The 13,469-nt window shown below is 46.6% G+C and carries 7 protein-coding genes and 1 pseudogene; all 8 read right to left on the reverse strand.

Going from position 1 to position 13,469, the window contains the following annotated elements; genetic code table 11:
• Positions 1-18: 18 nt before the first annotated feature.
• Positions 19-891 (reverse strand): permease-like cell division protein FtsX, encoded by an 873-nt coding sequence (locus ABLA33_RS07115; RefSeq protein ID WP_347719769.1) that lies wholly within the window; start codon positions 889-891, stop codon positions 19-21.
• A 140-nt stretch (positions 892-1,031) separates the two neighbouring features.
• A pseudogene (locus tag ABLA33_RS07120) lies at positions 1,032-1,875 on the reverse strand (Bro-N domain-containing protein).
• A gap of 123 nt (positions 1,876-1,998) precedes the next feature.
• Positions 1,999-3,321 carry a tRNA (N6-isopentenyl adenosine(37)-C2)-methylthiotransferase MiaB gene (gene miaB, locus ABLA33_RS07125; RefSeq protein ID WP_347719770.1) on the reverse strand — a complete coding sequence of 441 codons (1,323 nt, stop codon included), beginning with the start codon at positions 3,319-3,321 and terminating at the stop codon, positions 1,999-2,001.
• A gap of 177 nt (positions 3,322-3,498) precedes the next feature.
• Positions 3,499-5,010 (reverse strand): hypothetical protein, encoded by a 1,512-nt coding sequence (locus tag ABLA33_RS07130; protein WP_347719771.1) that lies wholly within the window; start codon positions 5,008-5,010, stop codon positions 3,499-3,501.
• A 273-nt stretch (positions 5,011-5,283) separates the two neighbouring features.
• Positions 5,284-8,454, reverse strand: coding sequence for a choice-of-anchor J domain-containing protein (locus ABLA33_RS07135; protein ID WP_347719772.1), 3,171 nt, complete (start codon positions 8,452-8,454; stop codon positions 5,284-5,286).
• A gap of 800 nt (positions 8,455-9,254) precedes the next feature.
• Entirely contained in the window at positions 9,255-10,790 is a 1,536-nt protein-coding gene (ispD, locus tag ABLA33_RS07140; protein ID WP_347719773.1) for a 2-C-methyl-D-erythritol 4-phosphate cytidylyltransferase, read from the reverse strand.
• A 72-nt stretch (positions 10,791-10,862) separates the two neighbouring features.
• On the reverse strand, positions 10,863-11,834 hold the full coding sequence (locus ABLA33_RS07145; protein WP_347719774.1) for a YqiA/YcfP family alpha/beta fold hydrolase: 972 nt from the start codon (positions 11,832-11,834) through the stop codon (positions 10,863-10,865).
• A 168-nt stretch (positions 11,835-12,002) separates the two neighbouring features.
• On the reverse strand, positions 12,003-13,469 hold a 1,467-nt coding region (locus tag ABLA33_RS07150; RefSeq protein ID WP_347719775.1), incomplete at its 5' end, for a nucleoside kinase.

Below are 13,469 nucleotides of genomic sequence, written 5' to 3' on the forward strand. Positions count from 1 at the left end.
TTTGATTTTTCCGAAAATTTATTTGAGGTACATCTGTCCTTCACTCATGCGCAGATAGCGGTTCACGCAAATGTAGGCACACGCCAAGGTCATCACCAAGCCGCTCACAAAGATAGTGCCTATCGTAGCGCCTACAATGATTGGCGTAATCAGACTACCAATGTAGAGATCCTGCATCCACAGCAGATAGATGCCCACACCGATAAGCCCACTGGCAATAAGGGCTGAAATCAGACCTATCGCAAAGGCTTTCCACATAAAGGGGCGGCGGATGAAACTCCAGCGAGCTCCCACAAGCTTCATCGTGTGAATGGTGAAGCGGCGGGCATAGATGCTCATGCGTATCGTGTTGTTGATAAGCGCAAAAGAAACAAATGCTAAGAGTACGGCCAGCACGAGCAAAACAAGGCTCACCGTGGGAATCGTCTTGTCAAGACTGCGCATCTCCTCGATGGGATACACCACATCGGCCACGCCAGCGCGTTGCTTCAAGATGGGCACAAAACGTTTTAGGCTGTCCAAGTTGGCGTATTCTGCTTTCAAATACACATCAAACTCGGCTGGAATCGGATTATAATCTAAAAAAGCCTCGGGCGAATCCTCCATCACTTCCGACACTTGCTTCGTTCCTTTCTCTTTAGATACGTAGCTGGTGCGCAGCGTATAGGGCTGTTCGCGCAGATAACGCTGAAGGAGGTACAAATCCTGTTGCGACAAATCGTTATTGACCACTACGGCCACAGGCATTGTTTCGCGAACATCACGGCTGAAATTATTAGCGAAGAGAACGAAGAAAACCACGATACCCATCAAGATGAGCACCATCGTTGTACTGATGCAGGACGTCACCGTTGCAAAGCGGCCGCCAATATGCTTTTTTCTTTTGCTCATAGTTTGTATTTTTCGTCTAAAAGAATCTACATAAGAACCCACTAAAGGGAAATTGATGCAAAAATATAAATATGTAAGGAAACCGGCAAAAGAATGTGTATATTTATATGATTTTTAGAAAATCATATAGGACTAAATCCTTAATCTTTTTGAGTATTCTTTTCATTCAACAAAAGTCCGTGTTTTGCATTCAAAGGAGATATTACGTTTTCACCAGTTTTTGCTTCTAATTCAAGACGTGCATTACGTGCGATTTCCCCTCCTTGACGAGCCACGTTACTATGGTCATTCATCGTTTCTGGATTAGTTGTTTCCGAAATACGTTTTGTCGACAACTCTGCTAACATATTAAGAACCAACTCTGTATTAGTCATATTATCACGTAGATTCTCTTTCTTTAATCCCTTAAATTTCTTATACTCTTTAGCTGTTTTACCTGCCCATGTTTGGTAAATAATATCTGTTAAAGATGCAAATTGCAATCCCTCTTGTAGTCCACGTTTCTTCCATTCATCAGTAAGTTCTTTTCGTATTTCTGATACTCTTCAAACGTTGATTGATCCAATTATCGGAATACCCCAAACGTTTATAATCACTCATCGCTTGCTCTATCGATAACTCTGGATCTTGCATCTGATCCAAACGCTCACGTGCCACTTGTGCAATCCACAACTTAAAAGGTTCCGCCTTTTGGGAAGGTACTGACTGTATCAGCCTGAAAAGTTGTTCTGTATCAGCTACATCTGTTAGTCGCATTTTACCATCTGCGGCACGCATTTTCAAACCGTGACAATTTGTCACGGTTTCATTCCCTTCTTGTTTTAGACGCTGTTTCAGTTTCCTCCAATAAGCAGCAGGATCTATACTATCCGTCAATATAGCAATAGCATCCACAATGGAAAAGTACCATTTCTCTTGTTTTTCGTCCCAAAAAGTACGTACTTTTTTTTCTTCAAACAGCTGTATGGATTGCTTTTTATTCATATTTTTTCGTCTTTCTAATTTCCTCTTTTATCGTGCACCTTGCAGAAATAGCTTTATCTATTTACATTTCGACCCAATCATTATTATCTGTGATTGTAATAATGATTGGGTCGAAATGACTTCTTATATCGCCACACCCTTCAGCGTGGCACTGCTACTTTCCGTTATGCGAACGCGTACGAAGTCGCCAATGTGGTGCGTTCCGCGGTCGATGATGACCACTTTGTTTTGCTCCGTTCGCCCGAAGAGTTGGTCGCGGCTGCGCTTGCTCACACCCTCCACCAGGATTTCAAATTCTTTTCCTTCGTCGCGCTTATTGCTCTCGGCACTCAGTTCGTTCTGAAGCGCGATGAGTTCGTTAAGGCGGCGGATTTTAGTTTCTTCTGGAATATCGTCGGGCAAGTGCTTAGAGGCGTAAGTACCAGGTCGCTCGCTGTATTTGAACATGAATGCACTGTCATAACCGCACTCGCGCATCAGCGAAAGGCTCTGTTGGTGATCCTCCTCCGTCTCTCCACAATAACCCGCAAAGATATCGGTGCTCAAACCGCAGTTGGGAACGATGCGGCGAATGGCAGCTACGCGATCTAAATACCATTCGCGGGTGTATTTGCGATTCATACGCTTCAGTATCACGTCCGACCCGCTCTGCACGGGAAGGTGGATGTGGCGGCACACGTTGGGTTCTTCTGCTATGACGCGGAGCGTGTCGTCGCTCATATCCTTCGGATGAGAAGTTGTGAACCGCACACGCATACTGGGGACGGCGCGCGCTACGGCACGGAGCAATTCGGGGAAACCGAGCGTTCGCTCTCCATCCTCACTCACCCATTTATAGCTATTGACATTCTGACCGAGCAGCGTAACCTCTTTGAAACCTCGAGCATGGAGGTCGTTCACTTCTTGGAGAATACTCTCCAAATCCCTGCTACGTTCACGCCCACGAGTATAGGGCACGATGCAATAGTGGCAGAAATTGTTACATCCGCGGGTGATACTCACAAAACCACTCAACTGACTGCCGCAAACGCGCTCGGGAACGATATCGCGGTAAGTCTCCGTCAGCGAGAGTTCCGTATTCATCGCCTTATGTCCCGTTTCCGCCTGCGCCACCAAGTCGGGCAGCGTCAGATAGGCATCAGGTCCCGCCACGAGGTCTGCATGATGCTCATTGAGAAGTCCCTCCTTCACGCGCTCTGCCATACATCCCAGCACACCGATAATAAGCTGGCGCCCATGTTTCCGCAAGCCGTTGAGTTCGTCGAGGCGATGAATGATGCGTTGCTCAGCTTTGTCGCGCACTGAGCAAGTGTTGAGGAAGACTGCGTCGGCCTCATCTATATTTTCAGTGGGTTCGTACCCCGCCATCTTCATGACGGAAGCCACCACCTCAGAGTCGGCCACATTCATTTGGCAGCCGTAAGTTTCTATATATAAATGTTTCATGGCTGCAAAGATACTACTTTTTTCTGAGCCACTTGATTGCACAGTTCCACCCAAGACAACGAAAAACCCTAACAGTACCTTCTCGGGTGCCTGTTAGGGAAGACTCTAAATTTATAAGGAATAGACCTACACAACTTGCAAGCTGCACCAAGCATCTTGCTGTGTATCTCTTCTCTCCTATTTCATTATGAATTTCTTGGAGAACTGGCCGTAGCTCAATATATATACGCCTTTGGGGAGAGAGGGGAAACGTACGTTTGTGCCGAAGCCCTCTTGCAACAACATACCATTGGTAGCATAGAGCCTCCAGCTGGTATTCCCTCCCGTAAAGCTCACGGAACGACCATCGGAAGCAATAACAGGCCGATTCGTTTCTTTAGAGAATTGAATATTGCTTATACCCGTCTTAACAAGCTCCTCACCGTTCAAAACGTACCACTTCTTCGCCGTAGCTTGCCGAAGCCCCTCATCTGTTATACAGTTCATATCGGGGGTAGGATCTTCTGCATGATTGAACAGCATCAAATAGCCCTCGTCCACTTCTGGCAAACTCTGGATCAGACGCAGCGAGGCATCTCCGCTAAGGTTGTTGTGGTCCATGAGGAGCGCACGCAATCCACTGCAACCCGTTGCTGAGAGTTCGCTGATTTGATTGTGATCGCAGGCTAATGAGTGAAGGGAGGCATTACCGGCGATGGTCAAGGCTGTAAGTTTGTTATAACTCAAACTTGCTTCTTCGAGTGCAGCGTTATGAGAGAGGTCGAGTGTCTGCAACTGATTGTCGCCACAGCTCAGCGTCATGAGGTTTTCCAAATGGGCTACACTCAGCTCCTTGAGCTGATTGCTGAAGCAGTAAAGCTCCTCGAGTGCCGTATTTTGAGAGAGGTCGAGCGTGCTGAGCTCATTGAGCTTGCAGTTGAGTTCCTCCAGTGCCGTCTGTTTACTCACATCAAGCACTTTAAGCTTGTTATCACCACAATATAGATGAGTAAGAAGCGGATTGTTTGTCACGTCAAGTTCGTCCAGTTTGCACTGTTCGCAATAGAGCATCTTGAGCTGCGACAGTTTGCTCACATCGAGCTTTGTAATCTTGTTGCGACTGCAATTCAGTACTTTCAAATTAGGACAATGGGAGACATCTATGCTCTTCAATTGATTGCGATAGCAGGCCAGTTCTGTGAGATGAGTTGCCTGCGAAAGATCAAGCGAAGACAACTGATTCTCCTGGCAATAGAGCAGGAGGAGTTCAGCTCCCCCACCGTAGTTGAGTGCCGTGAGCTCGTTGTCGTTACAATAGAGGCGCTTCAACTTTGTGTTCTTCGATACATCAAGCGAAGAAAGTTCGTTGATATCACATTTTAGCACTGTCAGCGATGCCGCTTGAGAACAGTCGATAGAAGAGAGTTTAAGCGAGGAGCATTCAAGCCCTAAAACATCGCCTTCAATCGTAATGGTAGGTTTGTTGGCTGTAGCTTTCAGCGGCAGGAATGTAGGCGTTTCGAGATTCTCCGAAACCGAATAGACACTCGTTGTGCCGTCACCTGTTCCAATCTTCACGCTACCTCCGCGAGCAGCTATCGAAAGGCGTAGTGCTTCATCCTTAGGCATAGAACTCTTAAGCGTAATGTTCTGTGCCGACACGATTGTGGACAGCAATAGAAAAAAGACAGAAAGTAAAGACTTTTTCATAATAGATATTTTAGATATGAGTATTTCGGCTGATTAAGAGGCAGATAAAGCCCTATTGGACAAAGATAAGGATAAAGTCAATGATTTACACAATATTTTAGGAATTTCCTAAAAACTTTGTTTATCCAGAATTTGAACGATAAAAATAAAGAGACTTTCCCTTTTGCTTATCTGAAAAAGAGATAGAAAGTCATATAGCACAAGTCGTTCCATAGAAGAGAGTATTTCTAAGGAACGACTTTATGAAAAGCTTTTAGTTATAATTATCTATATTCATGGTACTACAATCTTTCTAATCCCTGATGCAGTTTTGATAAGATAAATACCGGCAGGAAGGTTTCTTATTTCTAATTGATTGATATTTCCTGACTTCACGATCTTCCCATTTAATGCAACTATGATACCGCGACTCTCGTCTAACTCTATCGATGATTGAGCAATAGATGTTGTACTAGCATCGTACACAGAGACTTGGTCAACATAAGCAAAATTGAAAGGTTTCATACATTGAGCCAACAATCCTATACGCACATTTTTGGACTTATATGATGCCAAAGAATATAAAGCTTCACACCATGGTTCAGTAGATTCTAAAGAACTAACATTACCTGATGCTACAATATTTGAATTTTGTTGCGGTGTCAAATCGGCCACATCTTGCCATTCACCACCGTCTATTGAAACTTGAAGTTTCAATGAAGTACAAAGGTCATTCTTAAACAAGTACCACAAACTCAGTTGAGGGTTTTCCATCTGTGATATATCTATTTTGGGACTTGACAAACGTGCAGTTGCTCCTTTTTCATATCCTTGAAAATCCGCACTGCCTCCATTGCCATCGTGATCCTGGTCTGGACGCGGTGTCCAACGCCCATTGTAACTTTTCCCTACTATAGTATTGCTTATCCATGGCCCATTCTGATATTTCGCATTATCAAAGCCCTCTTTGTAAGGAGCAACAAAGGGAAGCCCTAACAAGAAGTCATTGATAGTTGTCACAGCAGAAACTCCTATAGCATTTTTTGCTTGAACCATAAATTTAGCAGTTTTTTGAGGAGTTTCATGATATAAACCTGTTAAACTATACTCCGTCCCTTTCACATCTTGCGCAATAAGAACCCCTTCTCCATTAGTAATAATATAGGTTACTTCTGAAGGATTTACATACCCGTTATTCTCTCCTTTCTCTTCTGCTGCAGCCCATGTCAGATGACCAGTGGCATCATTATTATCTTTAAAGACAAGGCGAGTAGGAGCTTTGGGCACATCAAGACCAACATAAACGGTATCATTCACACCTGCACCCACACCAGCCGAATTGCAGGCAAAAACAGTATATATATTCTTTCCATTTGGAACTGATTCATCAGTATAGTTATACTTTTGTTCTGCTAATCCCATTGCTTGAATTTCGCCTACTTTTTCACCATTGCGTAAAATCACAAACTTTGTTAGATCTTCTAAAGGTTCTTTTTCGGCAGTCAGCGTAGGCGAAGTAAATATCAACGAAGCTTTCAATTCGCCCAAAGGAGCTGCTGTGACTTTTAAGTTCTGAACACTTCCAGGTACAGCTGTCGACTTCCCGGTTGATACTTTTATATTATCAATAAGAAGATTGCCTTGACTGCTTTCACTTGTCACATGGAAGCCGATATAATAAACGCCATCTGCTTCAGGTTTTATACACACTTTTTCAGTTTGGAAAGAACGCGTCTTATATTCTGTCAAGTTTCTGACGATAGTAGTCATGGCTTCCGGCGTAGGCTGATTCCCCATCATCAATGTTAGCTTTTGTGTGTATCGATTACTCGAACCTGCCACATCATAAGACAAATCATAGCTATATCCCTTCTTCATTTTTATAGGTGATAATACCAACCAATCATCTGCAACCTTAGTAAAACTACCACGATAACGAGCCGTTCCATCATGATAGTCCCACTTATTGGCATCATGATTGGCATTGATAACATCGAAGAAGTCAAAGCTGTTTTTATCCGAAAAATCTTCAATAAAAGGTAATTTCAGACTTTCGCCCACTTTCACTGCATTGGAAGTTGTAGAAGTTCCTCTCATCTCCCCATTACAAGGAGTAACAATATATTTATATGCAGTAATATATTCTGCGGTCAAATCTTCCGTATATTTAGTTCCTAAGAATGCTGTCTCTAAAACAGTGTCTCCAGGAGTGCGTTCAATACGATAAGTCACATTTTCAGGATTCATATACCCTCCATTTACAGTCTCCGTAGGTACAGCCCAACTCACAGTATTTGTGTTTCCTTCTCGAGAAGCCTTAAGATTCAAAACAGCTTTAGGTGTGTCTTGCCCGATATATAGATTTGTATCTATTTTCGGACTTTCACCGATTGTGTTTTTCAATATAACCTGTAATAAATAATTGCCAGAGGCAGTAACTACAATGGGCGTCTCAACATGAGTATTGGCTTGCGCAGTACCAGAAGCGACAATTGTGCCGTTTGCAACAATTTCATAAGAAAGATCGCCTATTAACTCTTTTCCGTCATAGGTCTCAGAAGGAGTGTCAAAAGAAACAACTCCTTCCAAACTGCCATCTGTAAATTTAGCCATTAAATTGCTTGCTGAAGACGGTGCTCCATCAACAGCAGCAGGGGCAGGAACATAAGCTGCCAACACTTGATCAGCTCCAGGCAACTCACCGATAGAAGTAGCCTTACCTGTTGTTAAATCTACAGTATAAAGTTTCGTTTGCTGTTTAGTGTCAACTCCAAACCAGTAGAAAACACCTGTATTTTTATCAATCACTGCGCTTTGAAAATAGTCCAAATCCACCCCTGTCTTACCCACAGAAGTCAACTCCCCTGTTTGAGTGTTTATTTTCACAAGCATCCCACCCTTTTCTTCTCCATTTTTCACTCTCATGGTTATTCCATAAAGAGTACCATCTGGAGCAACAGCCATCACTCGCATTCCACGTTCAAGGGAAGCGATACTATCTTTCGACATACCCTCAAGATCCCATTTGGATAGTACATAGCTTAAACTTTTTGTGGCTGCATGATATGAATAAGAGCAAGCGTAGACATCACCAGTTGTAGGATTAACAGCCGCTGTTGTTGCTGTATTCATATAAACAGTATGAGCATCCTCTTTCGACATATTCTTTGTTTTCAATAAAGAACCTGTCGTAGCATCATAAATAGAATAAGAGGCAGTCATCACATATCCATACTCAACATTTGATTGAAACATATAGAATTTGCCATTACGATACACGGCGCCACCATTTGGAGCAACAAAAGGCATCAGAGTAAGTAGCTTTCGCTCACTTGGATTGTTTACACTATACGAATACAAACCAAAGATATTTCCATCCTTATGGTTATCATAGGTCATCAGACCATTCAACTTCAAATTCCTTACTGAAGGCAACTTATAAGGATCTGTTGCTGTAAGTGACATCGGAAGCAGCCATAAAATGCTACAAGTTATAACTGCAAATAATACATTCTTCACTGACATTATATATTAGTATTTAGAGGATAATACAGATTCTCTACACTTGCCAAATAATATCCAACATACTTTGCAAGATAGGAAGTAAGGACAAGAGCTTCACTTGCAAGTGTAAAATAAAAAAATGAGAAATACAAAAAAATTCTAATAAAATCTATTATTTCTATATTATACAAGATTTATAAACCAAAGCAACTCTAACACGAGAGTGCTATTGCCTTACTCAGACCTCCCACATAGTTATCATAGTGCATCTTCATTAGGAATGAGTAGATGCGAGTACTCTCCTCCTTATCCAGAAAAAACTCGTTTTTTTATTGTCACGTTGTCGTCACGCACGTAAGGTATACGTTTTCAAGTGGCTATACTCGAGGAGTGACGACGTGATGATGTAACAACAGAAAATAAAGACAAGGAGGAGATGCTGTGGGCTGCTGTGCGACGCTGTTGGTGTCGGAGGGGAGTGTATTACTTTCCCACGGGTTCGCCCTTCTGGCATCACCCGCGGTTAAGCATGGTGTGTCCCCGCCGGGGACAGTGGATGAGTACGCTATGTCGCTGGGGAGAATGGATGCAATAAGGGCGTGGGCGCATATCCTTATGGAATTCTCAGGCGCAATAAGCGCGTGAGCGAAGAGGCTTATTACATTCCCAGACACAATAAGGGCGTGGGCGGACAGAATAAGGGTATGAATGGAGAAGTTTATTCTATTCTCAAACACCATAAGGGCGTGGACGGACAGCCTTTAGAGCAGCTCCACATCGTAGTAGATAGAATGCACTTGTCGCTGGTTTTCGGGCGGCAGTTCCCGCCAGTTTCCGAAGCATTCTCGGAGGAAGAAATCGGGGTCGGCAGGGGCGAAAAATTCGCGGTCTTCAAATCTCACCTTTTTCAGGGGGAAGAGTTTGTCCTTGCGGTGCATCAGACCGCAACCATTATTTTTCAGCATCATCGAAACATACTTGCCTTTCGGGAAGAAGAGGGAAGCCGTGTGCCAAATAGCCCCACAGAGCGCGCGCTTTGTGCCGAAATAGAACAGTTCTGCAACGGAACGCCAACTGTAGTAGTGCTGCTTGTGGAGAATCGAATTGGAACGACAATAGCCCTTAGCGATGCGTTTGGTGAAACCGCGCGGAAAAGAGGGACATTCCACCTTCGGGAAAATGTCTACATAAACGCCCTTGGCGTAGTCCTGTCGGAAATCGTCCGCAAACTCAACAAAGAAACTGTTCAAGTCGCGCACCTTATAGATAGGAGTCTTTGCCGGTGGGTCAGGTAAGATCATCGTTGGGGGCAACTCGCGGCGCAACGCTTCCTTCATGCGCTCCGTGTCAGCTGCCAGAATGTCGATGTCGACATCATCATCCCAGGGAATGAAGCCTCCATGGCGCATGGCTCCCAGTAGGGTTCCGCCCTCGAGCCAATAAGGGATGTTGTTGCGTTCGAGAATGTCGGTGATGGTGGTGAGCATCTCCAGCATCTTCAGTTGCAATGGGCGCAATTCGCGCTGGCGGTATTCACGGAGATAGGAATCGGGCGCGGAGGCGGTGGAAGGAGCGGCGGAAGAGGGTGCGGTTTCGGCCGATTGGCAGAGACTGCGGTTGTATAAATTCTCCAGCACTGGCAAATCCTCCCGATAGGTGAGTTTCTGATTTTGTTCTTCTCCCGCCACAAGGAATACGGGCACATCGGGCAGGTACTTCGTCACGACGCCGCAATCATCGGTTGCCTTGAAGGCGGGATCTTTGAGAGCCTCAGCGTAGGCCTTCACAATCGTGCCTACATGGAATCCCTGCGGTGTTTGCACGCGTTCGATCCATCGGCGGTCGGGCACTTGCTTGACATAGTCGCCTTGTCGCACGATGAGCGTATCGGCCGACGGAATGGTGACATTGACGGCGCGCTGCGTTTTCAGCGCACGGCAAACATCGTCGATGATGCGCTGACTGACGAGTGGGCGCACAGCATCGTGGAAGATGAGGTTGGCCGTTTCGGCCTTATAGAGACGAAGGGCGTTGACAGTGGAATCGGAGCGTTCTTGCCCACCCGCAATCACATGGCGCACCTTCTGGTAGTGGGCCTGAGCCACTATCTTCTGGGTTTCTTCCAGAAAATCGGGATTCGACACCACGCAAATTTCATCGATGTGGGCATTGCGTTCGAAAGCCTCAATGGAATGTTCGATGATTCTTTTTCCCGCCATCAGCAAGAACTGCTTTGGCATATCGGCGCCGAAGCGTTTTCCGCTGCCGCCGGCTAAGATGATTGCTATATTGCGCATTTGTTTTGGGGTGAGAGGTTCGGGCTGACCAGGCAGACGGGACTGACTGGCAACAGAAAGGAGAGATTTGAGCTATTGTCCTCCCATTTGGTCAAAATATTCGAGAAGAGCGTCCCAAGTCTTAAACTGCGGACTGCCGAAGAGGAGCGTTGTGCCGAGGAAAGTATCCTCATCGCGCGCGTCCAAGGTGATGAGATAATCGCCATAAAGGCGTTCGCGGTGGTTGGTAAGAAAGAGGTGATTCCACGCCGGAACGCCGATATTCTCCTGCAACCACTGCTGGGGCTGTGCATCCTGCGGTGCCACACAATAAACATTGTATCGCTGACTCAAGGTCTCGAAGGCCAGGCGTGCCGAGGAGCGTTGCTTCCCATAGTCGTCGCGGAGGGTGGCATAATCAATGAATACGGCGGGAGAGTCCAATGCGGCCTGATGTTCCCAGAAGCGGCGAACAATCGGCATGACGGAATGGAGCAGAACCTCGTCCGTGAGGCGGTGTTCCCCCTCGAAATAGGCCGAAGAGGGATAGTGTTCACTAAATTCGTCGAAGCAATTCACAAAGGGGTCGCGCGTACCGAAGAGTCCCACCACGCGGGCGGCATCTTCGCTGTCCAGTCCCTCAAAATTGAGAGCGCAAACCTCATCAAACTCCTTTGCGAGGGCTTTCGTAACGTTTATTTTCGTCACTCCATCTTCGCGGGGCGTAGCAATGGGGTATTCTCCGAATTTTATGCTTGTCCCCATCGTTTGTCCCATGTGCATTGCCGGATTAACACAGATGCGGTCGAAGCCACGCAGCTTCTCCACGAGCATTCCGCCCATGGATGTGCCGATAATCAAATCGGGCTGTTCCGCCTCACAAAGGGCCTTGAGAAAAGGCAGTTGCTCGGCGGGCACTAACGGGATGTCGGGGTGGAGCACTTTAGCGTCTGGCAGTTTCTGCTGCAGCAGTGCGGCAGTATGTGTAGCACCGCTCGAGCCGAAACCGTGAACATACAGGATTTTCTTTCCTGCGAAATAATCGAAAGTCTGTTTGAAATCCATCTTCCTTCATTTTCGAGCGAAGTTAGAGAAAAGAAGCGAGAGGAACAAGTATTGTGTTCGCCTCTCGCTTTGGGAGAAGCTCTGCGCAGCGGGAGCAGTCGGCCGTTTTTCTATGAAATCGAGCGGACAAAGCCTGTGCATGGGAGAGCAGAATAAATCTGTGGGCTGTTAGTACTTGAATGTGCTGCCGCCCAAGAATTCGCGGAGGAGCGATGTGGGAGGTAGTCCCTTGGTGGATATGGGCTTCAGATAGCTCAAGAACTTGCGCAGGCGGTAGGCTTCGGAGTATTCGGGCGCACTTTCGGGCACTTGCTCGAGCAGTGGGAGCGCTTGCTGATGAAGTGCGGAGAATTCGAACAGCAGCGCTGTATTCATCATCTCATCGGCCTCTTCTTGATACGGGAAAATCCATTTGCTCTCACCCTCGCGCACCATCGGCCAACGCTTGATAGTGTCTTCGGCCGAATATCCGCGGTACTTATAATCGCGCACAATGCGGCGGAGCAAGCGGTTGTCGGTTGTGGGGATGTAGTTGTGGTCGTCGAGCAAGATTGTCGTAAGCGCCGAGGCGTAGATCTTAAATTTGCTCTCCGCGGGAATGTCGGAAGTGAGCATGGGATTAAGGGCGTGGATGCCTTCAAAGATGATGAGCGTTTCTGGACTTAGCTTTAGGCGTTTCCCGCTCTTCTCGCTCAGTCCAGTTTGGAAGTTGTAGCGCGGCAGTTCCACTTCCTCTCCTGCAATGAGTGCCTGGATCTGACTGTTGAGTAAGGGAATGTTGAGCGCGTTGACACTCTCGTAGTCCAGTTCGCCCTCCGGCGTGCGCGGCGTGTCATGGCGATTCACGAAATAGTCGTCCAAACTGATGGCGACGGGCTTCTTGCCACTCGCTATGAGCTGCACGGCAAGGCGTTTGGAGAAGGTAGTCTTTCCCGAACTTGAAGGGCCGGCAATGAGGATTACTCTGATGTTGGGGTTCTCAGCGATGCGATCCGCCATGCGGGAGATTTTCTTCTCTTGCAGGGCTTCGCTCACGTTCACCAGTTCGTTGGTGCGACCTTCCTCATTGGCTTTGTTGAGTTCGCCAATGGTGGAGACGCCTAAGATATGCTGCCAGTTGTGTTGTTCTTGGAAAACGGAGAACATCTTGTGCTGGTCGACCATCGGCTTTAGTTGCTGCGGATGTTCGGAGTCGGGGAGGCGCAGCAGAATACCGTCGTAGTAGGGTATCACGTCGAAAAGCGTGATTTGTCCTGTACGTATCAGCAGCGAGCCATAGAAATAGTCGGGCGTTTCTCCCAGCGTGTAATAATTGGTATAGAGCGAGCCGTAGCCTTCCAAGAGTTCAGCTTTACTTTCTTGTCCGTTTTCGCGGAAGAGTCGTACGGCGTCCTCCGTGGGGCAGGTGATGCGGTGGTACGGCAGGTCGGCAGCGATGATCTCCTGCATCTTACTGCGTAGCGCGTCCACCACCTCGTCCGTCACTCCAGAGCTGATGCCGTCTAAACGGCAGTAGTAGCCATTGCTGACAGGGGTGCTGACGCGCAGGCGGGCTTCGGGGTAGAGTTCCACTACTGCTTTGTAGAGCACAAAGAAGAGTGAGCGCGTATAGGTGCGCATTCCCGAAGCGGAAGT

Origin of the sequence: uncultured Alloprevotella sp. (assembly GCF_963536905.1) — a bacterium.
Lineage (GTDB): Bacteria > Bacteroidota > Bacteroidia > Bacteroidales > Bacteroidaceae > Alloprevotella.

Coding starts and splice junctions, on each gene's coding strand:
- ABLA33_RS07115 (WP_347719769.1), bottom strand. CDS start 891: ATGAGCAAAAGAAAAAAGCATATTGGCGGCCGCTTTGCAACGGTGACG.
- miaB (WP_347719770.1), bottom strand. CDS start 3,321: ATGAAACATTTATATATAGAAACTTACGGCTGCCAAATGAATGTGGCC.
- ABLA33_RS07130 (WP_347719771.1), bottom strand. CDS start 5,010: ATGAAAAAGTCTTTACTTTCTGTCTTTTTTCTATTGCTGTCCACAATC.
- ABLA33_RS07135 (WP_347719772.1), bottom strand. CDS start 8,454: ATGTCACTTACAGCAACAGATCCTTATAAGTTGCCTTCAGTAAGGAAT.
- ispD (WP_347719773.1), bottom strand. CDS start 10,790: ATGCGCAATATAGCAATCATCTTAGCCGGCGGCAGCGGAAAACGCTTC.
- ABLA33_RS07145 (WP_347719774.1), bottom strand. CDS start 11,834: ATGGATTTCAAACAGACTTTCGATTATTTCGCAGGAAAGAAAATCCTG.